Raw genomic sequence first — 19,385 nt, forward strand, 5'->3', positions numbered from 1 at the left:
ACCGCGTGAACACCAGCGCCCCATTATGGGCACCTATGCCCGGAAGCTCCCGACCCGGTCGGCCCTAAGGTGGCGGTATGCCGAAGAACGAGGAGACCCCAGTCGTCCTGTCCCGCATCTACACCCGCACCGGGGACGACGGCACCACCGCCCTGGGTGACATGTCCCGGACCCGCAAGTCCGACCCGCGCCTGGCCGCCTACGCCGACGTGGAGGAGGCCAACGCCGCCATCGGGGTCGCCCTCGCCCTCGGCGACCTGCCCGAGGAGCTGCGCGCGCCGCTGGTGCGCGTGCAGAACGACCTGTTCGACGTGGGCGCCGACCTGTGCAACCCGGTGACCGACGATGCGGCCGCCCAGTACCCGCCGCTGCGGGTCACCGAGTCCTACATCACCTGGCTGGAGGAGCAGTGCGACCGGCACAACGCCACGCTGCAGCCGCTGCGCAGCTTCGTCCTGCCGGGCGGGGCGCCGGGCGCCGCGCTGCTGCACGTGGCGCGCACGGTCACCCGCCGGGCCGAGCGCTCGGTGTGGGTGGCGATCGAGCACCACGGCGCGGCGCCCGCGGGGACCATCAACCCGCTGACCGCCCGCTATCTCAACCGCCTGTCGGATCTGCTGTTCATCTTGTGCCGGGTGGCCAACGCCGGCCACGGCGATGTGCTGTGGAAGCCCGGCGGCGAGCGCTGAACCGTCCCCGCAGGTCCCAAGGGGGTGGGGATAGCCCCACCCCCAAGAGGCGGGCACGCCACCTGTCGCACGCCGCGCCCGTCGGGGAGGCTTTGAGCATGCGAACGTGCCTGAACGGGGGCGGTGGAGGCTGACGACGATGGCGAACGGGTTCAAGGGCGTGGCGGCGCTGGCCGCCTCCCTGACCGCGGCGACGGTGGCGCTCGGCGGGTGCGGCGTCCTCGACGCCGCCACCTATCACGAGGACCGCAAGTACGAGCTCACCGGCGGGCTCAAGGCGCTGAACGTGCGCCTGGAGGAGGCCGATGTGGAGATCATCGGCACCGACGGCGACGAGGTCAGCGTCCATGAGCACCTGTCGTGGACCGAAAAGCTCAAGCCCGAGCCCTACCACCGCCGGGAGGGCGACGCCCTGGTGCTGGGCTACCGCTGCCCGGACGTGGTCAGCATCGGGCTCAGCCGGTGCGCGGTCCGCTACCGGATCCAGGTGCCCCGCGCGATGGCCGCCACGGTCCGCACCGGCAGCGGCGACATCCGCGTCCGCGGGCTGGCGGGCGCCCTGCGGGCCGAGGTCAGCTCCGGCGACATCGTGGCCACCGACCTGCGCGGCGGCCCGGTGGACGCCTCCGCCGACTCCGGCGACATCACCGTCAGCGGCGCCGGCGCCGTGCAGGCCAGGACCGACTCCGGCGGCATCGACCTGCGCGACCTGCGCGGGGACCGGGCCCGGGCCGAGGCCGACTCCGGCACCGTCCGCGTCGTCTTCGCCGCCGACCGCCCGCCGAACCTGGTCCAGGCGACCAGCCGCTCCGGCCGGGTGATCATCAAGGTTCCGGCCGACGTGCCGTATGCGCTCCTCTACCAGAAGCGGATGGGTGATCCCCGGATCACCGACATCACGATCGACCCGAACTCGCCCCGCCGGATCAGCGCCCGCGCCGACTCCGGCTCCATCGACATCTCCGCCTCCTGACGCGAGCGGCGCTCCGAGCCGGATACGGGTGCGGGCCCGCCCACCATGGCCACCGGTGTCGGCGGGCCACTCATTCCAGGCGCGGCCCACCGGCCGAACGGTTTCCCGGGCCCGGGCACGGGCGACGCCGCCGCCCCGGCGGGACGGCGGCGTCGCGGTGGCCGGACCGGATGGTCAGCGGATCAGGTGGCCGCCTCGCCACTCGGGGCCGCCGGCGGACGAGGAGGTGCTCTTCAAGGTGACGGTGGCCGTGCGGGCGGCCAGCACGTCCTCGACGGAGTGGGCGTAGCGCTGGACGACGTGGGCCGCGCCGTCGGCGAGCTGGTCCAGGCCCGTCCAGTTGATGTTGGTCAGGTCGTCGCAGGCCTGGTGGTAGCACTTGTCGAAGGCCTCGCCGGCCGTGCCGCCGTACAGCTTGACCTGCTCGGGGGTCTTGGTGACCTCGGCGCCGCTGAACAGGCCGCCGGCCGGGATGCCCACGTTGATGAAGGCGTAGTAGTCCGAGCGGCCGTCGAAGGCGGTGGGCTCGGTGGCCAGCTTGCGCTTCTTGAAGTAGTCGGTGAAGGCCTTCTCGATCTCGGCCGAGCCCGGCGGCGGGTCGGTCGGGGTGCCCAGCGAGTTGTCACCGTCGTAGACGAAGCGGGCGAAGTTCGGCGAGCCCAGCATGTCGAAGTTCAAGTTGAGCGCGATCTTGGACAGTTCCTCGTCGCTGAGGGAGGCGACGTAGGCGTCCGAACCGATCAGGCCGCTCTCCTCGGCGCCCCACCAGGCGAAGCGGACCCTGTTCTTCAGGCCCTTCTTGCCCAGCTTGCCGATCTGCTCGGCGATGGCCAGCACGGTGGCGCTGCCGCTGCCGTTGTCGTTGATGCCGGGACCTTCGGCCACGCTGTCCAGGTGCGCCCCGACCACCACCGTCTTGTTCGGGTCGCCGAGCTTGGTGTCGGCGATGACGTTCTTGGACGAGCGCTTCTCGTGGAAGACGTCGGTCTTGATGTGCAGGATCAGCTCACCGGCCTTGGCCTGGGCCACCAGCGAGGAGCCGAGCTCGTAGGTGGGGCCGAGCACCGGGATGTCCACCACGCGGCCGCCCAGCGTGCCGTTGACCGGCCCCTGGTCGGCGGTGGCGGGGTTCTGGTAGATGATCGCGGCCACCGCACCGGCGGCCTCGGCGTTGGCGGCCTTGTCCGCGAACGTGCAGCCGCCGCGCACGATCAGCGCGATCGATCCGGCCGGGAAACCCTCGAAGTCGTCGGACTCGCAGCCGCTGCCCACGCCGTCGGGGTCGTCGGTGTCCACCGGGACGGCACGGGCGGTCACATCGCCCTCGCCGGAGTAGTAGTGGGTGAGGAAGTCGCCGTCCAGCGCCTCGGTGTAGGTGGCCGGAGCAGGGCTGACCTGCTCGAAGACCGTCGGGGCCTCTTGCTCGTAGTACTCGAAGTCGAAGTTTTGGACCTGCGGCTTGTAGCCGGCCTTCTTGAGGACCTTGACCACGTAATCCACGGAGGCGTCGAAACCCGGTTGGCCGGAGGCTCGATTGCCGCCGTTGCGTTCGGCGACCCGCTCCAGTTCGACCAGGTGTTTGCGGATGTCCTTGATCTTGACCAGCTTGGTGAGATCGGGACCTTGCACCCCGGCCTCTGCGGGCGCGGCGGTCATCACGCCGGACAGCAGACCCGCCAGGGCGAGGGGAATCCCCCAGTGTCGCTTCCGCACGCTCACTCCTCGGGTTTCCTATGGAGCCGAATGGGCCAGATGTTGACATTGCGCCCACACTGCCCACAAGGGGCGATAGTCAAGATTGCGTTGCGGATTTGACAAGAAGGACAATTCGCCCTATTCCGGCGGGCGTTAACCCTTGGAAATATCGACCGGAAATCCGGGCGGGGCGGCCTCCAGCCAGGCCAGGAAACCGGTCAGCGCCGCCTGGCCCATCGCCAGCTCCACCCGCAGGTCCTTGTTGTGCACCTCGACGATGCCCGCGTCCGCACCCAGTTCCGGCAGCTCGCCCGGGTCCGGCCGGCGGCGGTTGGACACGATCAGGCCCCGGCGGCCGATGACCTGCCGGGGCCTGAGACGAAAATCGAAAACTCGATGCCAGTGCAGCTCGTCACCGCGGTAACGGGCCAGACCCAGCCGCCACGGCCCCGGAGCGCCGTCCTGCGGCAGCGTCCGCAGGCTGCACTCCACGGTGCCGCCGCTGCGCTGCAGCAGCCAGCGGCGCAGCAGAACCGCGCTCAGGAACAGCAGGGCGAGCAATGCCGCCGCAGCGAGCACCCCGCCCACGTCCCACGCCAGGTGCTCTGCCAACTGCCCCCGCCCTCGGTCCCGCTTCTAGGCCTCAAGCCCCGCGGCGCGCAGCCGGGCGCGGGCGCGCCGCTCGGCCACCGCGGCCGCCTCGTCACCGCCGCCTTGGGCCTGCGCGGCCTGCAGCGCCTGCCGGGCCGCCTCCACGTCCACATCGCTGCCCAGCTCGGCCTGCTCGGCCAGCACCGACACCTCATCAAAGGCGACGGAGACGAAGCCGCTGCCGACCATGGCGGTGATCTCCGGCGAGCCGTCGGCCGGCTGGATCTTCACCACGCTGCCGTCCAGCAGCACACCGAGCACCGGGGCATGGCCGGGCAGGATGCCGAGCTGGCCCTCGATGGTCTGGGCGACCACCATGGAGGCCTCGCCGGACCAGATCTCACGCTCCGGTGAGACCAGCCCCACCTTCAGGGTTGCCACTTGCACTCCTTGTGCGTCGAAGGAACCTCAAGCCCTTCCGGGGCGCCTGCAAAAGGCGCCCCGGAATCTTTCGGCTCGCAGGTCAGCTCGCCAGTTCCTTGGCCCTCCGCTCCACGTCCTCGATGCCGCCGCACATGTAGAACGCCTGCTCGGGGATGTGGTCGTACTTGCCCTCGGCGATCGCCTTGAAGGAGGAGATGGTCTCGTCCAGCTCCACGAACACGCCGGGCTGGCCGGTGAAGGCCTCGGCCACGAACATCGGGTGCGACAGGAAGCGCTCGATGCGCCGCGCCCGGTTCACCGTGACCTTGTCCTCTTCCGACAGCTCGTCGATGCCGAGGATGGCGATGATGTCCTGCAGCTCCTTGTACTTCTGCAGGATCCGCTTGACCTCCTGGGCGACCTCGTAGTGCTCCTGGCCGATCACCTGCGGATCCATGATCCGGGAGGTGGAGTCCAGCGGGTCCACCGCCGGGAAGATGCCCTTCTCGGCGATGGGACGGGCGAGCACCGTGGTGGCGTCCAGGTGGGCGAAGGTGGTGTGCGGCGCCGGGTCGGTGATGTCGTCGGCGGGCACGTAGATCGCCTGCATCGAGGTGATCGAGTGACCGCGCGTGGAGGTGATCCGCTCCTGCAGCACACCCATCTCATCGGCCAGGGTCGGCTGGTAACCCACCGCCGAGGGCATCCGGCCGAGCAGGGTGGACACCTCCGAACCCGCCTGGGTGAACCGGAAGATGTTGTCGATGAACAGCAGCACGTCCTTCTTCTGGACGTCCCGGAAGTACTCGGCCATGGTCAGCGCCGACAGCGCCACCCGCAGTCGGGTGCCCGGCGGCTCGTCCATCTGGCCGAACACCAGGACGGTGTCCTTGAGGACGCCCGACTCGGCCATCTCCACCCACAGGTCGTTGCCCTCGCGGGTGCGCTCGCCCACGCCGGCGAAGCAGGAGGTGCCGCCGAAGTTCTTGGCGACCCGGCGGATCATCTCCTGGATCAGCACGGTCTTGCCCACGCCCGCGCCGCCGAACAGGCCGATCTTGCCGCCCTTGACGTACGGGGTGAGCAGGTCGATGACCTTGATGCCGGTGACCAGCATCTCGGTCTTGGACTCCAGCTGGTCGAAGTCAGGGGCCTTGCGGTGGATGCTCCACCGCTCGTTGATCTCCAGCGAGGAGGTGGGGACGTCCAGGGTCTCGCCCAGGGCGTTCCACACGTGCCCCTTGGTGACGTCGCCGACCGGAACCGAGATGGGGGCGCCGGTGTCGACCACGGTCGCGCCGCGCACCAGGCCGTCGGTCGGCTGCATCGAGATGGCCCGGACCATGTTGTCGCCCAGGTGCTGGGCGACCTCCAGGGTCAGGGTCTTGGTCTCCTCGCCGAGAGTCACATCGACGTGGAGGGCGTTGTAAATCTCCGGCATGGCGTCGGCGGGGAACTCCACGTCGACGACCGGGCCGATGATTCGGGCGACACGCCCGGTAGCGGTCGCCGTCTCTACCTGTGCGGTCACTTACTCACTCCCCGCGCTCGACTCGGCGAGCGCTTCAGCGCCACCGACGATCTCGCTGATTTCCTGGGTGATCTCGGCCTGCCGCGCCTGGTTGGCCATGCGCGTGTAGACCTCGATCAGTTCGTTCGCGTTGTCCGTCGCGGACTTCATCGCTCGGCGCACCGAGGCGTGGAACGAGGCCGCCGACTGGAGCAGCATGTGGAAGATCCGGCTCTCCACATAGTTCGGCAGCAGCAGGTCCAGCGCCGCCTCCGCGCTGGGCTCGAACTCATAGGCCGGCAGCACCTGCCCGGAGGTCGTCTCCTCGATCTCCAGCGGCAGCAGCCGGAGCACCCGCACCTGCTGGGTCAACATCGAGACGAACTCGGTGTAGACCACGTGGATCTCGCCCACGCCGCCTTCGGCGTCGGTCTTGAGGAAGTCCTCGGTCAGCCGGCGCCCGACCCGCTCCGCACCGGCGAAGTCGGGCCGGTCGGACATGCCGTTCCACTGGGCGGCCAGCTCCCGGTTGCGGAACCGGTACCAGGCGATGCCCTTGTTGCCGATGACATAGGGCACCGGCTCACGGCCCCGCTCCCGCAGCCGCGCGATCAGCGCCTCGGCCTCACGGATCACGTTGGCGTTGTAGGCGCCGCAGAAGCCGCGGTCGCTGGTGATGATCAGCACCGCCGAGCGGCGATCCTCCGGCTGCTCGCGCAGCAGCGGATGGTCGATCCCCACCCGATGGCTGATCAGCGCGGTCAACGCCCGGGTGATCTGGTCGGCGTACGGCTTGGACGCCTCCACCGCCTGCTGGGCCTTGACGATCCGCGAGGTGGCGATCATCTCCTGGGCGCGAGTGATCTTGGCGGTCGACTTGACCGATCTGATCTTGCGCCGCAGGAGGCGAAGCTGTGCACCCATGGAGGATCAGTCCTTCTTGACGATGCGCTGGACCTTCTCCTGCCCCACGGCCTCGTCCGCGATCGGCTCGACCGGCTCATCGGCCACCAGCAGGGTCCCCTCGCTGGTGCGGAACTCCTTCTTGAACTCGGTGATGGCCGACTTGAGCGTGGTGAGGGCGTCGTCGGAGAGCTCGCCGGTGTCGCGGATCTCGGCCAGCACACCGCCGTGGTTGCGCTCGATGTAGTCCAGGAACTCGGTCTCGAAGCGGCGGATGTCCTCCACCGGCACGTCGTCGAGCTCGCCGGAGGTCCCCGACCACACCGACACGACCTGCTTCTCCACCGGGAACGGGCTGTACTGGGGCTGCTTGAGCAGCTCCACCAGCCGGGCGCCGCGCTCCAGCTGAGCGCGGGAGGCCGCGTCCAGGTCGGAGGCGAAGGCCGCGAAGGCCTCCAGCTCACGGTACTGCGACAGCGCCAGCCGCAGCGTTCCGGCCACCTTCTTCATGGCCTTGATCTGCGCCGCGCCACCGACTCGCGAGACCGAGATGCCGACGTTGATGGCCGGCCGCACACCCTGGTTGAACAGGTCGGTCTCCAGGAAGCACTGGCCGTCGGTGATGGAGATGACGTTGGTCGGGATGAACGCCGACACGTCATTGCCCTTGGTCTCGATGATCGGCAGCCCGGTCAGCGAGCCGCCGCCCATCTCGTCGCTGAGCTTGGCGCACCGCTCCAGCAGCCGCGAGTGCAGGTAGAACACATCGCCCGGGTAGGCCTCGCGGCCCGGCGGGCGGCGCAGCAGCAGCGAGATGGCGCGGTAGGCCTCGGCCTGCTTGGACAGGTCGTCGAAGACGATCAGGACGTGCTTGCCCTGGTACATCCAGTGCTGGCCGATGGCCGAGCCGGTGTAGGGGGCGATGTACTTGAAGCCCGCGGGGTCGGAGGCGGGGGCGGCCACGATCGTGGTGTACTCCATGGCGCCGGCCTCCTCCAGGGTGCGGCGCACGTTGGCGATCGTGGAGCCCTTCTGGCCGACGGCGACGTAGATGCAGCGCACCTGCTTCTTCTCGTCGCCCGAAAGCCAGTTCTCCTTCTGGTTGATGATGGTGTCGATGCAGACCGTGGTCTTGCCGGTCTGCCGGTCACCGATGATCAGCTGCCGCTGGCCCCGGCCGATCGGCGTCATCGCGTCGATGGCCTTGATGCCGGTCTGCAGCGGCTCGAACACCGACTGCCGCTGCACCACGGTCGGCGCCTGCAGCTCCAGCGCCCGGCGCTCGGTCAGCTCCAGGGGGCCCTTGCCGTCCAGCGGGTTGCCCAGGGCGTCCACCACGCGGCCCAGGTAGGCGTCGCCCACCGGCACCGACAGCACCTCGCCGGTGCGGCGGACCTTCTGGCCCTCCTCGATGCCGCTGAAGTCGCCCAGGACAACGGCGCCGATCTCACGGACGTCCAGGTTCAGAGCCAGGCCACGGGTCCCGTCTTCGAACTCCAGGAGCTCGTTCGCCATGGCCGAGGGCAGCCCCTCGATGTGGGCGATACCGTCGCCGGAATCGACAACGGTGCCGACCTCTTCGCGCGCGGCCGCCTCCGGCTCATAAGACTGGACGAAGCGCTCCAGCGCGTTCCGGATCTCATCCGGACGGATCGTCAGCTCCGCCATGATTCCTCTCTTGCTTCCTTTAAGGGTCAGCTCAGTCTGCTCGATCAGCCCGCGCCGACTCGTCTCGGCCACGCGCTCGTCGGCTCGTCGCTTCGCCATCGGCGCCGCGAGCCCTCCACAGGGCTGTCCGCTCGCGCCGCAGGCGGCTGGGCCGCCCGCCGCGCTCTGCCGGCTCTCCCCGACGCACCGCCCGGGCGGCCGCCCGCGCCGTCCGGGCGCATCGGTCCCGGACGGCGGGCGACGTCGGGAAGAGACCCACCGGTCAGCCCCCGGCGAGCCGCCGCCGGACCTCGTCCAGCCGCCCGGCGATCGTGCCGTCGATGACCTCGTCCCCGATCTGGATGGACAGGCCGCCCAGCACGCTCGGGTCGATCTCGATGTTCAGGTGTACCTCGTGGCCGTAGGCCGCCGACAGCACGGCCGCCAGCCGGGTGCGCTGCCGTTCGGTCAGGTCCACCGCGGAACGGACCAGCGCCACCAGGCGCTGCCGTCGCTGCGCGACGAGCCGACCGTAGTGCGCCAGCCCGCTCTCCAGGCTACGGCCTCGCGGGTGCAGCACGAGCTCGCCGATCAGCCGCCGGGCCGAGGGGGTGACCTTGCCGTCCAGCAGCGCCGACAGCAGGCCGTCCTTGCGGTCGTCCGGCAGGGCCGGGTCGGTCAGCGCGGTGCGCAACTGCGGCTCGCCCTCGACGATCCGGGAGAACCGGAACAGCTCGTCCTCCAGGTCGTCGAGCACGCCGTCGGCCTCGGCGCGGGCGGCCTCGGCGGTCACCGCCAGCGTCTCCAGCGCGTCGGCCAGCTCGCTGGGACGGGTCCAGCGCAGCCGCACCACGTCCTGCACCACCGAGGAGGCCGCCGCGGAGACCTTGCCGTCCAGCAGGCCGGCCACCAGGTCGGCCTTGGCCTGCGGGCGCGCCGACGGATCGGAGATCGCCCGGCGCAGGCCGTGCTCGCGGTCCACCAGGTGCAGCACCGCGAACAGCTCCCCGCCGAGCTCCGCCAGGTCGGCCGTGGCCAGCACGGTCTCCAGCCGCTCCCGCGCCTCGGCCAGGGAGGCGCGGGCGACCGCTCCGATCACGGCAGCGCTCATGCGGGCTCCTGAGTGCGGGTCCGCTCCTCCAGCTCGGCCAGGAAGCGGTCGATGACCCGGCTCTGGGCGGCCTGGTCGGCCAGCGCCTCACCGACCACCCGGCTGGCCAGCTCGACCGCCAGCGCACCCACCTCGGTCCGCAGCTGCTGCAGCGCCTGCTGCCGCTCGGCCTCGATGGTGGCCTGAGCCGACTCCACGATGCGCCGGGCCTCTGCCTGGGCCTCCTCGCGCATCTGAGCGACGATCTGCGCGCCCTCCTCGCGGGCCTTCTCCCGCAGGCGGGCGGCCTCGGCACGGGCCTCGGCGAGCTGCTTTTGGTACTCGGCCAAGGTGGCCTGGGCCTCCCGCTGGGCCTCCTCGGCCCGCTTCAGCCCGCCCTCGATCGCGTCGGTCCGCTCGGCCAGCGTCTTTTGGATCTGCGGGACGAGCTTCCAGCCGACCACGATCAGCACGATCGCGAACGAGATCGTGCCGAAGATCAGCTCGGCCGGTGCCGGGATCAGCGGGTTGTGCGGTTCGCCTTCCGCGGCCAGGAAGAAGTTCAAGGTTCCGCCTTCCGGTCAGATGGTGGGAAGGGCAGTGGATCAGCTGTGCACGAACGGCACGACGAAACCGATCAGCGCCAGCGCCTCGGTGAGCGCGAAGCCCAGCAGCATGTTGGTGCGGATGACGTTGGTCAGCTCCGGCTGACGGGCGATGGCCTGCACGCCCTGACCGAAGATGATGCCCACGCCGATACCCGGGCCGATGGCGGCCAGACCGTAGGCGATGGCGCCGAGGTTACCGGTGACTTCAGCAAGGAACATTCGCGTTTTCCTTCTCGATCGGCCGGCGGGATCTCCCACCGGAGCTGGGGTTGGACGAAAAGAGTCAGGTCAGTGATCGGGGTGCAGCGCTCCGCCGATGTAGGAGGCGGCCAGCAGGGTGAAGATGAACGCCTGCAGCGCCTGCACGAACATCTCGAAGCCGGTCATCACGATGGTCATCGCGAACCCGACCACGCCGAGCCCGGCGCCCAGGCCGGTCAGCTTCTCGATCAGGAACCAGTAGGCCACCGTGGCGAAGAAGGCCAGCAGCAGGTGACCGGCGAACATGTTGGCGAAGAGCCGGACCGAGTGGGTGAACGGCCGCAGCACGATCACCGACAGCAGCTCGATGGGCGCATACAGCACATACAGCGGCTTGGGCAGGCCGGGCGGGAACATCATGTTCTTGAACCAGCCGATCAGCCCCTGGTGCTTGATGCTCAGGAACCACATCATCACGTAGACGATCGCGGCCAGCACGATCGGGAAGGCGATGTGCGAGGCGATCGGCATCTGCATGAGCGGGATGACGCCCATCCAGTTCATGATCAGGATGAAGAAGAAGGTGGAGACCAGGAAGGGCATCCACCGGTCGCCGTCCTTGCCGATCATCGGCCGGGCGATCTGGTCGCGCACGAACAGGTAGCCGACCTCGCCGATGTTCTGCACGCCGCGCGGCACCAGCTTGGGCTTGCTGAAGGCGGCCCAGAAGAAGCCGCACACGATGATCACGCTCAGCGCGGCGAGGAGCACGGGCTTGGTCAGCCAGCTCGGAGCACCGTCCCACAGCGGCGCGAATTCGAACAGCTCCAGTCCCGGAGCCTGGAACTCCTCTCCGCCGCCGGATGCGGCGAGGATATGCGACGCGCTCACGCGGCAGTCCCTTCGTCGTAGCTAGTGCGGTGCTCAGGTGCGTGCCCGGAGGGCTCGATGAGCGCCGAGCATCGGCCGGCCCGCCGCCGGGACGCCGCCGGTGCGGTCAGCGCCCGTAGCGGAGGTAGACCATGTAGAGCGCAAGACCGAGACCGACCAGGATCCCGATCGGGAGCAAGGCCGAGGTGCCCAGCCAGCGATCCAGCAGCCAGCCGATCCCCCCGTAGACCGCCATCCCGGACAGCAGATAGCTCGGGATCGACCATGCGGCGTTGGCGAAACGCTGCTGGTCGGCGCTGCGCTCCGGCTCGCCGGGCTGCTGGTCGGGCCGGTGCCCCTCCCCGCTCATCGCAGCACGGACCATAGCAGCCCACTCCCCTCATGGTCATATCGGAGTAGTCACTGAGGCCGAGCCCTGTCGCGGGGATCACCCCAGGCCGGTTCACCACGCCCATCATGGACCCCGCTCGCCGGCCGAACCGGACAGGGCGCCGGTGGCGGAGTCGCTCCGCCCCGCGGCCCCGGCGGGGTCGGCGGGATCGTCCACATAGAGGGTCTTGGCGCGGGCCGTGACACGGATCTCGGCGCCCACCCACACGACCGTCAACGCGATGATCGTGTAGGCGAAGACCGCCGGATCCCAGGCCGTGACGTCCCGGAACACCGCGATCAGCGCGAACATCACAAAGATCTTGGTGATGTAGCTGAGCACCGCGGCGGCGAACATCAGTTGCGGCGAGACCTTGGACGCGTAACTGACCGCGACCACGCTGACGCTGAAGAAGGCGATGGCCACCAGCGTGCCGAGTGCGGCGCCCAGCGCCCCCTGCGCCCCGGCGACCAGCAGGCCCACCGCGATGGCGAGCGCGCCGGCCAGGCCGGTGGGGATCGCGGCGCCCCGCAGGATCAGGGCGTCGGAAGAATGCATGCGGACTCCGCCTGGTCACGGTCTGTGTTCGGCGTCTTGCTCGTGAAAGGTATCACAAGCGTCGTGATCGCCCACAATGACCCATCACGTTATGGCACAGCGTCACCAGGAGCCACAAAGTTCACCGAATCGTCGTGATCGGTTCAAAGCCGCCCCGCCGGCCGTTCACGGCGGGGCCGACCGCACCGCACGCCCCGTCCCGCAGAGTCCCGGCGGCGCACAGGGGCCGATCGGCGGCGGCTCCCCCAGCGGTCTCGGCGGACGCCCGCGTGATGTTCCACTCATCGAGCGCGAAGCCGGGCGCACCGGTCAGACGTGCTCGCGGGGGCGCTGGGGGGCGGCGGCGTCGGGCGCCGTGGCCTTGGGACGGCGGCGCCGCCAGGGCTCGGCGATCAGACCCACCACTCCGGCGATGGCCACCAGGCCGGTCACCGAAAGCACCAGCGGAATGGAGCGAATGAACGACAGCCCCACCACGCAGGAGGCCAGCAGGCCGACCCAGAAATACATCACCAAAACGGCCCGGCGGTGCGAATGCCCCAGCTCCAGAAGACGGTGGTGCAAATGCAACTTGTCGGGCGCAAAGGGCGATTTACCCTGATTCGTCCGGCGCCATACCGCCAGCAGCATGTCGATGTAGGGAACCGCCACCACCAACGGCACCAGAACCAGCGGAAGGAAGAAGGGAATCTGCGTCACCGGGCCGATGACGGCGCTGTCGAACTGCCCGGTCAGCAAGATCATGACGGCGCTGAGCAGCAGCCCGATGAGCATGGAGCCGGTGTCGCCCATGAAGATGCGGGCGGGGTTGAAGTTGTGCGGCAGGAATCCGGCGCAGATCCCGATCAGCACCGCAGCGGCCAGCGTGGCCGGCTGAATCCGGGACAGATGCTCGATGAAGGCCAGCAGCGAGGCGTAAGAGAACAACGCCATCGCGGCGATGCCGACGACTCCGGCGGCCAGCCCGTCCAGCCCGTCGACGAAGTTCACCGCGTTGATGGTGGCGACCACCAGAAAAATGGTCAGCGGCACCCCGTATTCGGGCGGCAGCACCAGCGGCTGGCCGTTGGGCAGCGGGACCACGAACAGCTGGATGCCGTTCAGGATGAACAGCCCGGCGGCGGCCACCTGCCCGGCGAACTTGGTCAGCGCGTCGATCTCCCAGCGGTCGTCGGCGATGCCCAGCAGCACGATCAGCCCGCCGGCCAGCAGCAGCCCGCGATCGACGTCGCTTTCCTCCATGACCTTGCGCATCACCGGCAGCCCGCTGGCCACCACCAGCGCGCCGATCATGCCGAAGAACATCGCCAGCCCGCCCATCCGGGGGGTGGGGATGGCGTGCACGTCCCGGTCGCGGACGGCGGTCATCGCCCCGAACCGCACCGACAGCGCCCGCACCAAGGGGGTGGTCAGGTAGGTGATCACCGCGGCGACCAGGACGATGAGCAGGTACTCGCGCATGGGCGGCACCCCCTTCCCGTCCTCGTGTACGCCGCCGCCCCCTTCCGCCGCGGGGCGCCGGTCGTGCCGCCTGCGGGCACACGTCTTCTCACTGTGCAGACGCCGGCCGCGGCCGGCCGGTTCGCCGGACGCGGGGCAGTGTGGCCAACACTATGCCCGATGATCCCCTGATGCCTCATGTTCTGAACGGCTGTTGCGGACGACGCATCCGGGACGGCCCGATCTCCGCCCGTGGGCGCCGATCGCCGCTCCCAGGGCCAGCAGCCCCATCCCGGCCAGGGCCGGATCGCCCACCGAGGCCGCCCACAGGCCGTGCGCCACCACGTCGTCGGCCAGGTCCCACACCACCGCCGCGGCCCCCGTGGCCAGCAGCAGCGCTCCCGTCCGCCGGCCGGGCGCCCCGCCGGCGGCGAGCCTTCGCGCGATGGCCGCCGCGGGCCGTTCAGAACGCGCCAGGCGCGCCGCCAGGGCCAGGGCGAGGCCCACCGCCAGGCACAGGGCCGACAGCACATACCCGAGCCGGGAGAAGGCGAAATGGGGGCGCGCATACCGGGGGGCGGGGACCTCGACCGCGCCCTCCGGCAAGTGCACATCGATCAGCACGCTCTCGCGGGGGCGCAGGTCCCGCTGGGTGAACTCCACCGCGCGCGGCGCGGCGCGGCCCCGGCCGCACTCGGTGAGCCCCGGGCCGGCGCGCCGGTGCGCCCCCGCCCGGCAGCGCACGCCCAGCGGCCGGGCCGGCGTGTGGACCCGCACCGAGACCTCGCCGATCGGCACGCCCCAGCCGGTCCCGACGGCGTCCCAGCGCAGCTCCGCCCGGCCGGGCGCGGGCGTCAGCGCGCCCACCACGTCGTATTCGACCACGTAGGCCTGGCGTCCGCTGACCTTGCGGCGCCCGCCGCCCACCGCGATGCGCAGGTCGTGCAGCACCCGGGTGGCGCGAGCGCGGGCCGGCGCCCCGGTGGAGCTGCTGGCGCGCACGTTGCGGATGTCATACAGCCGGTCGCCGACGCGGTAGGGGACGCGGCGGACGATGCCGTGCTCGCGGCGGTCGTGGAAGTCGTAGGTGATCGTCTCCCGGACGTGCAGCACGCCATCGTTCCGCACGGTCAGCACGACGTCGTAGGTCGGGATGCTCTCCCCCGGCCCGGCGGGCGGGGCGGGCGGGCCGAGGGAGGCGAAGGCGGCCGGGACCGTGAGCGTGACCGCCATCGCCCAGACCACATGAGGCATACCGGGTATTGTCCCGCCGGACGGCCTCGGCGCGGGCCGAAAGCTCCCGCAAGGCGCCCGCCGCGCCGCCGCCCCCGGCCGTCCGCCAGGGCGGCGTCAAGACCTGCAGAAATGCCGCGGAGCGCACCCGAAAGGCGTTACCGCTATCACATTCTGTCCCGCCCCTCAATGCACTATTGCACATTCCGGACGCACTTCCGGCATATGCTGCGGCGCCATCTCGCCCGACTGCGCCGATTTGTGACCGAAACCGGCCTTTCCTGGGATTTACGGATGCATCGGTCCGCCCTGAATGTTAGCTTTACCGACCGAATCCAATCCCGTAGCGAGAGGAAGGACACATGCGACGCATTGTCGCGGTGGCCGCGACCTCTGGAGCGCTCGTGGCCGGCATCGGCGCGTTCGCTACCCCCGCTCAGGCGTCGCCCGCCGACACCACCGTGGCCGTGTCCGGGGCCTCTTCGGAGGCGGCCTCCATCGAGACCGCGGCCAAGAAGAAGAAGAAAAAGAAGTGGAAGCCGATCAACGCCTTCGCCAACGTCTCGGCCTCCGGCACCTATGTCCGGAACAAGAAGAAGGTGACGATCCGGGGCGTCCTGACCGACGGTAAGAGGGACGGCTGGAGCGCCTGCGTCCGCTTCAGGGCGACCAAGGGCAAGAAGCGCCAGTACTGGCGGGGTGTGCTCCGCTACTCCACCGGCCGCTACGTCGACACCAAGGCCTCGGCGAGGTTCACCTGGACCACGAAGTACACCGGGCACCTGTGGGTTCAGGAATGCCGCCGCAACGTGAAGACCGGCAAGTACCAGTACGCCAACAAGAAGTGGCGCAAGCTGTACTGAACCTTTTCAACACGCCGTCTCCGCAGACCGAAAGGGGGCCTTGAAGCCGGGGACGATGCCGCCACCTGCAACGTCATCACCCCGGATGCCGGCGGGGCTCCCGTCTTCGGCGCCTAAGACCACGTGTTGAAAAGTTCACCGAGCCCGGCATGAGAAGGGCCCGGCGGTCACCCGCCGGGCCCTTCGCCATATGCGGAAGATCGTCCCTGGGACGAGTCAGCCGGCCCCCTCCTTCAAGGTTCCGCAGACCCGCCGCAGTGTCTCGGCCGCAAGAGCGCCGGCCCGCAGCAGACGCGGCTCATCCCCGCTCAGATCGACGATCGAGGACGGCTCCCCCAGCGGCGCCGGCCCGCCGTCCAGGTAGACCGCCACGGATTCGCCCAGCTGCGCGAACGCCTCCCCGGCGGTGCGCGCCGCCGGGCGCCCGGTCAGGTTGGCGCTGCTGACCGCCATCGGCCCGGCCTCCCGCAGCAGCTCCAGCGCCAGCTCATCGCGCGGCATGCGGACCGCGACCGTGCCCTGGGCGTCGCCCAGCACCCGGGCGAGGCCGGGGACGGCCGGAAAGACCAAGGTGAGCGCGCCGGGCCAGAACTCCTCGATCAGGGCCGGGCCGTAAGGGCCGGTGTCGGTCACCAGATCCGCCAGCGCCTCCGGTGAGCCGATCAGGACCGGGGCCGGCATCTGCCGGCCGCGCCCCTTGGCCTTCAGCAGGGCGTCCACCGCATCGGGAAGGAAGGCTCCGCAGCCGACGCCATAGACCGTGTCGGTCGGCAGGACGACCAGTTCCCCGGCCCGCACGGCCGCGGCCGCGGCGGCGATGCCGGCGGCCCGCCGCGCGGGGTCGGTGCAGTCGTAGCGTCGGCTCACGAGAATTCCGCTTTCGAAGGTCCGGATGGGTGCGTCCCGGGCTCAGGCACCGCCGCCGGGAGCCCCCTTGTCGAGGGAAGGCCCGTCCTGCGCCGCGGCTCCGTCCGAAGAGGGCTCCTTGGCCGGCGCGGCCTGCGGTTCGGCGGTCTCCTCCGCCGATTCGTCCTCCTCGGTCATCACCACGCCGGTGATGGCGCGGATCCGGTCCACCGAGACCGCCCCGGCGCGCAGCAGCCGGGGAATCGGCCCGGTCAAATCCAGCAGCGTGGAGGGCTGCCGCTCCCCGGAGGGGCCGCCGTCCAGGCAGACCGACACGGCGTCACCGAAGACCGACTCGGCCTGCGCCGCCGAGCGCGCCGGCGGCCCGCCCTTGCGGGCGGCGGCGCTCACCGCCAGCGGCCCGGTCTCCTTGAGCAGCTCCAGGGCCAGGTCGTGCAGCGGCATCCGCACCGCCACCGTGCCCTTGGCGTCGCCCAGATCCCACGACAGGTTGCGGTTGGCCCGGCACACCAGCGTCAGCGCCCCCGGCCAGAACTCGTCGATCAGGTCCTGCCCGTAGGTGCCCAGATCCTCCACCAGCGCGGTGGCGGCGCGCACCGAGCCGACCAGCACCGCCGGCGGACGGTCCCGGCCGTGCCCCTTGGCGTCCAGCAGCGCCTGCACGGCCGAAGGGGTGAAGGCGTCACAGCCGATCCCGTACACCGTGTCCGTGGGCAGCACGATCAGCTCGCCGCGCCGCACCGCCGAGACGGCCTCGGCGATGCCCCGCGTCCGCTCCATCGGATCCGAGCAGTCATAACGTCGGCTCACGGCGGCCATTCTCGCACCGCCCGCCGCACGGTCGCGTCCCGGCGTCACTCGACCGCCAGGCGGGCGGTGACGAAGCGGTCCCGGTCGGTCAGGTCGCGGTGGTTGCGGACGTCCCGCCAGCCGTGTTCTTCGGCGAACACCCAGTAGACGGCGTTGCCCTGCATGTCGCTGTGCTCGACCGCGACATGGCCGCCGGGCCGCAGCAGCCGCCGGGCGGTGCGCTCCACCGTCCGGATGGCGTCCAGGCCGTCGTCGCCGCCTCCCCACAGCGCCGCCGCCGGGTCGTGGTCGCGCACCTCCGGCGGCACGTACTCCCACTCGCTCATCGGGATGTAGGGAGGGTTGCTGATCACCAGATCGACGGTGCCGTTGAGCTCCTGGAGGGCGTCGGCGAAGTCGGCCAGATGCAGCCGCACCCGCCCCCGCAGGTCCAGCTCCTCGACGTTGCGGGTGGCGTAGACGAACGCCGTGGGGTCCTTTTCCACGGCGTGCACGCGCGCGCTGGGCGCCTCCTGGACGATGCTCAGCGCGATGGCGCCCGAGCCGGTGCCCAAGTCGACCACCAGCGGGTCGCGCACGTCCATCTGGTGCAGGGTCTCCAGCGCCCAGCCGACCATCACCTCGGTCTCCGGGCGGGGGATGAACACCCCGGGCCCCACCTTCAGCTCCAGGTAGCGGAAGAAGGCGCGGCCGGTGATGTGCTGCAGCGGCTCGCCCGCCTCGCGGCGGGCCACGCCCTCCCAGAAGCGGGCGTCGAACGCCGAGTCGGGAACGGTGTGCAGCTCAGACCGCTTGACCCCGTGCACGGCCGCGGCCAGCTCCTCGGCGTCGGCACGGGGCGAGGCGACCCCGGCGTCGGCCAGCCGCACCGTCGCCCGCGCCACCTCCTCCAGCAGCAGGTTCATGTTCCCTGGGTCGTTCCCTGGGCTTCGGCCAGTCTGCGTTCCAGGTCGGCCTCGACCAGGGTCTGGATCACGTTGTGCAGGTCGCCGTCGAGCACCTGGTCGAGGTTGTAGGCCTTGTATCCGACCCGGTGGTCGGAGATGCGGTTCTCGGGGAAGTTGTAGGTGCGCACCCGCTCGGAGCGGTCCACCGTGCGGACCTGGCTGCGGCGCTCGGCGGCGGCGGCCGCCTCCGCCTCCTGCTGGGCCAGCGCCAGCAGGCGGGACCGCAGGATGCGCATCGCCTGCTCTTTGTTCTGCAGCTGGCTCTTTTCGTTCTGGCAGGAGACCACCACGCCGGTCGGCAGGTGGGTGATGCGCACCGCCGAGTCGGTGGTGTTGACGCTCTGCCCGCCGGGGCCGGAGGAGCGGTAGACGTCGATGCGCAGATCGTTGGGGTCGATCTGCACGTCGATCTCTTCGGCCTCGGGGGTGACCAGCACGCCCACGGCGCTGGTGTGGATGCGGCCCTGGGACTCGGTCACCGGCACCCGCTGCACGCGGTGCACGCCGCCTTCGAACTTCAGGTGCGACCACGCCCCGATGGGCTCGCCGTCGGGGCCGGGACGGGCCTTGACCGCGACGGTCACGTCCTTGTACCCGCCCAGATCGGACGGCTGGGAGGAGAGGATCTCGGTCTTCCAGCCGATGCGCTCGGCATAACGCAGGTACATGCGCAGCAGGTCGCCGGCGAACAGCGCCGATTCCTCCCCGCCCTCGCCGGCTTTGATCTCCAAGATGACGTCCTTGTCATCGTTGGGATCGCGGGGGATCAGCAGCTTGCGCAGCTTCTGTTCCAGCTCGGTCCGGCGTTTTTCCAGCTCGGCGGCTTCGGCGGCGAACGCGCCGTCTTCGGCCGCCAGCTCGCGGGCGGCCTCCAGGTCGCCTTCGACGCTGCGCAACTGCCGGGCCGTCTCGACGATGGGTCGCAGCTGGGCGTAGCGCTTGCCCAGCCGGCGCGCCGCATTCTGGTCGGCGTGCACGGCCGGGTCGGCCAGCTTGCCTTCGATCTCGGTGTATTCGCCGATCAGCTCGTCGAGGTTCACGGTGTCGTTTCGCTAGCGGGGCGCGCCGCACGGCGC

21 protein-coding genes are annotated in these 19,385 nt (G+C 70.3%); 3 read left to right on the forward strand and 18 right to left on the reverse strand.

Annotated features, from left to right (window positions below; translation table 11 throughout):
- The first annotated feature begins 77 nt into the window (after positions 1-77).
- Positions 78-689: a cob(I)yrinic acid a,c-diamide adenosyltransferase gene (locus BUE48_RS19435; protein ID WP_012854224.1), complete on the forward strand. Its 612-nt coding sequence runs from the start codon at positions 78-80 to the stop codon at positions 687-689.
- A gap of 139 nt (positions 690-828) precedes the next feature.
- Entirely contained in the window at positions 829-1,662 is an 834-nt protein-coding gene (locus BUE48_RS19440) for a DUF4097 family beta strand repeat-containing protein (protein WP_286990687.1), read from the forward strand.
- A gap of 174 nt (positions 1,663-1,836) precedes the next feature.
- Here BUE48_RS19440 and BUE48_RS19445 read toward each other — a convergent pair whose 3' ends face one another.
- From BUE48_RS19445 to BUE48_RS19510, 14 genes are all read right to left on the reverse strand, one after another.
- Positions 1,837-3,375 (reverse strand): M28 family metallopeptidase, encoded by a 1,539-nt coding sequence (locus BUE48_RS19445; RefSeq protein WP_286990688.1) that lies wholly within the window; start codon positions 3,373-3,375, stop codon positions 1,837-1,839.
- A gap of 135 nt (positions 3,376-3,510) precedes the next feature.
- Entirely contained in the window at positions 3,511-3,969 is a 459-nt protein-coding gene (locus BUE48_RS19450; protein ID WP_012854227.1) for a DUF2550 domain-containing protein, read from the reverse strand.
- Positions 3,970-3,993: 24 nt separating this feature from the next.
- Entirely contained in the window at positions 3,994-4,389 is a 396-nt protein-coding gene (locus BUE48_RS19455) for a F0F1 ATP synthase subunit epsilon (RefSeq protein ID WP_012854228.1), read from the reverse strand.
- An 82-nt stretch (positions 4,390-4,471) separates the two neighbouring features.
- Complete coding sequence (gene atpD / locus BUE48_RS19460; protein ID WP_286990689.1) at positions 4,472-5,902, reverse strand: F0F1 ATP synthase subunit beta; 1,431 nt, start codon at positions 5,900-5,902, stop codon at positions 4,472-4,474.
- Positions 5,903-6,805: a F0F1 ATP synthase subunit gamma gene (locus tag BUE48_RS19465; RefSeq protein WP_012854230.1), complete on the reverse strand. Its 903-nt coding sequence runs from the start codon at positions 6,803-6,805 to the stop codon at positions 5,903-5,905.
- 6 nt (positions 6,806-6,811) lie between these two features.
- The gene (atpA, locus tag BUE48_RS19470; RefSeq protein ID WP_012854231.1) at positions 6,812-8,452 is read right to left on the reverse strand and encodes a F0F1 ATP synthase subunit alpha; all 1,641 of its coding nucleotides are present in this window, start codon (positions 8,450-8,452) and stop codon (positions 6,812-6,814) included.
- 262 nt (positions 8,453-8,714) lie between these two features.
- Positions 8,715-9,542: a F0F1 ATP synthase subunit delta gene (locus BUE48_RS19475; protein WP_286990690.1), complete on the reverse strand. Its 828-nt coding sequence runs from the start codon at positions 9,540-9,542 to the stop codon at positions 8,715-8,717.
- Positions 9,539-10,075 (reverse strand): F0F1 ATP synthase subunit B, encoded by a 537-nt coding sequence (locus tag BUE48_RS19480; RefSeq protein WP_217265547.1) that lies wholly within the window; start codon positions 10,073-10,075, stop codon positions 9,539-9,541. Before BUE48_RS19480 ends, BUE48_RS19475 begins: the two co-directional genes overlap by 4 nt.
- Before the next feature lie 51 nt (positions 10,076-10,126).
- A complete protein-coding gene (atpE, locus tag BUE48_RS19485; protein WP_012854234.1) occupies positions 10,127-10,348 on the reverse strand; it encodes an ATP synthase F0 subunit C in 222 nt (73 codons plus the stop codon).
- 69 nt (positions 10,349-10,417) lie between these two features.
- Positions 10,418-11,221 (reverse strand): F0F1 ATP synthase subunit A, encoded by an 804-nt coding sequence (gene atpB / locus BUE48_RS19490; RefSeq protein WP_012854235.1) that lies wholly within the window; start codon positions 11,219-11,221, stop codon positions 10,418-10,420.
- A gap of 106 nt (positions 11,222-11,327) precedes the next feature.
- Positions 11,328-11,585, reverse strand: coding sequence for an AtpZ/AtpI family protein (locus tag BUE48_RS19495; protein WP_012854236.1), 258 nt, complete (start codon positions 11,583-11,585; stop codon positions 11,328-11,330).
- Positions 11,586-11,675: 90 nt separating this feature from the next.
- The gene (locus BUE48_RS19500) at positions 11,676-12,149 is read right to left on the reverse strand and encodes a Cg1360 family ATP-synthase-associated protein (RefSeq protein ID WP_012854237.1); all 474 of its coding nucleotides are present in this window, start codon (positions 12,147-12,149) and stop codon (positions 11,676-11,678) included.
- Positions 12,150-12,458: 309 nt separating this feature from the next.
- Positions 12,459-13,610, reverse strand: coding sequence for an MraY family glycosyltransferase (locus BUE48_RS19505; RefSeq protein WP_012854238.1), 1,152 nt, complete (start codon positions 13,608-13,610; stop codon positions 12,459-12,461).
- A 150-nt stretch (positions 13,611-13,760) separates the two neighbouring features.
- Positions 13,761-14,843, reverse strand: coding sequence for a DUF2207 domain-containing protein (locus tag BUE48_RS19510; protein WP_012854239.1), 1,083 nt, complete (start codon positions 14,841-14,843; stop codon positions 13,761-13,763).
- Between the two features lie 341 nt (positions 14,844-15,184).
- Here BUE48_RS19510 and BUE48_RS19515 point away from each other — a divergent pair, with 341 nt between their 5' ends.
- Entirely contained in the window at positions 15,185-15,685 is a 501-nt protein-coding gene (locus tag BUE48_RS19515) for a hypothetical protein (protein ID WP_012854240.1), read from the forward strand.
- A gap of 216 nt (positions 15,686-15,901) precedes the next feature.
- Here BUE48_RS19515 and BUE48_RS19520 read toward each other — a convergent pair whose 3' ends face one another.
- The 4 genes from BUE48_RS19520 to prfA are packed head-to-tail and all read right to left on the reverse strand — an operon-like array spanning position 15,902 to position 19,349.
- Positions 15,902-16,552 (reverse strand): L-threonylcarbamoyladenylate synthase, encoded by a 651-nt coding sequence (locus BUE48_RS19520; protein WP_012854241.1) that lies wholly within the window; start codon positions 16,550-16,552, stop codon positions 15,902-15,904.
- Positions 16,553-16,594: 42 nt separating this feature from the next.
- Positions 16,595-17,362 carry an L-threonylcarbamoyladenylate synthase gene (locus tag BUE48_RS19525; protein ID WP_041442380.1) on the reverse strand — a complete coding sequence of 256 codons (768 nt, stop codon included), beginning with the start codon at positions 17,360-17,362 and terminating at the stop codon, positions 16,595-16,597.
- A gap of 44 nt (positions 17,363-17,406) precedes the next feature.
- Positions 17,407-18,267: a peptide chain release factor N(5)-glutamine methyltransferase gene (gene prmC / locus BUE48_RS19530; RefSeq protein WP_012854243.1), complete on the reverse strand. Its 861-nt coding sequence runs from the start codon at positions 18,265-18,267 to the stop codon at positions 17,407-17,409.
- Positions 18,264-19,349 carry a peptide chain release factor 1 gene (gene prfA, locus BUE48_RS19535; RefSeq protein WP_012854244.1) on the reverse strand — a complete coding sequence of 362 codons (1,086 nt, stop codon included), beginning with the start codon at positions 19,347-19,349 and terminating at the stop codon, positions 18,264-18,266. The genes prmC and prfA overlap by 4 nt, the downstream gene beginning before the upstream one ends.
- Between the last annotated feature and the right edge of the window lie 36 nt (positions 19,350-19,385).

Origin of the sequence: Thermomonospora sp. CIF 1 (genome assembly GCF_001896795.1) — a bacterium.
Classification (GTDB): domain Bacteria; phylum Actinomycetota; class Actinomycetes; order Streptosporangiales; family Streptosporangiaceae; genus Thermomonospora; species Thermomonospora curvata.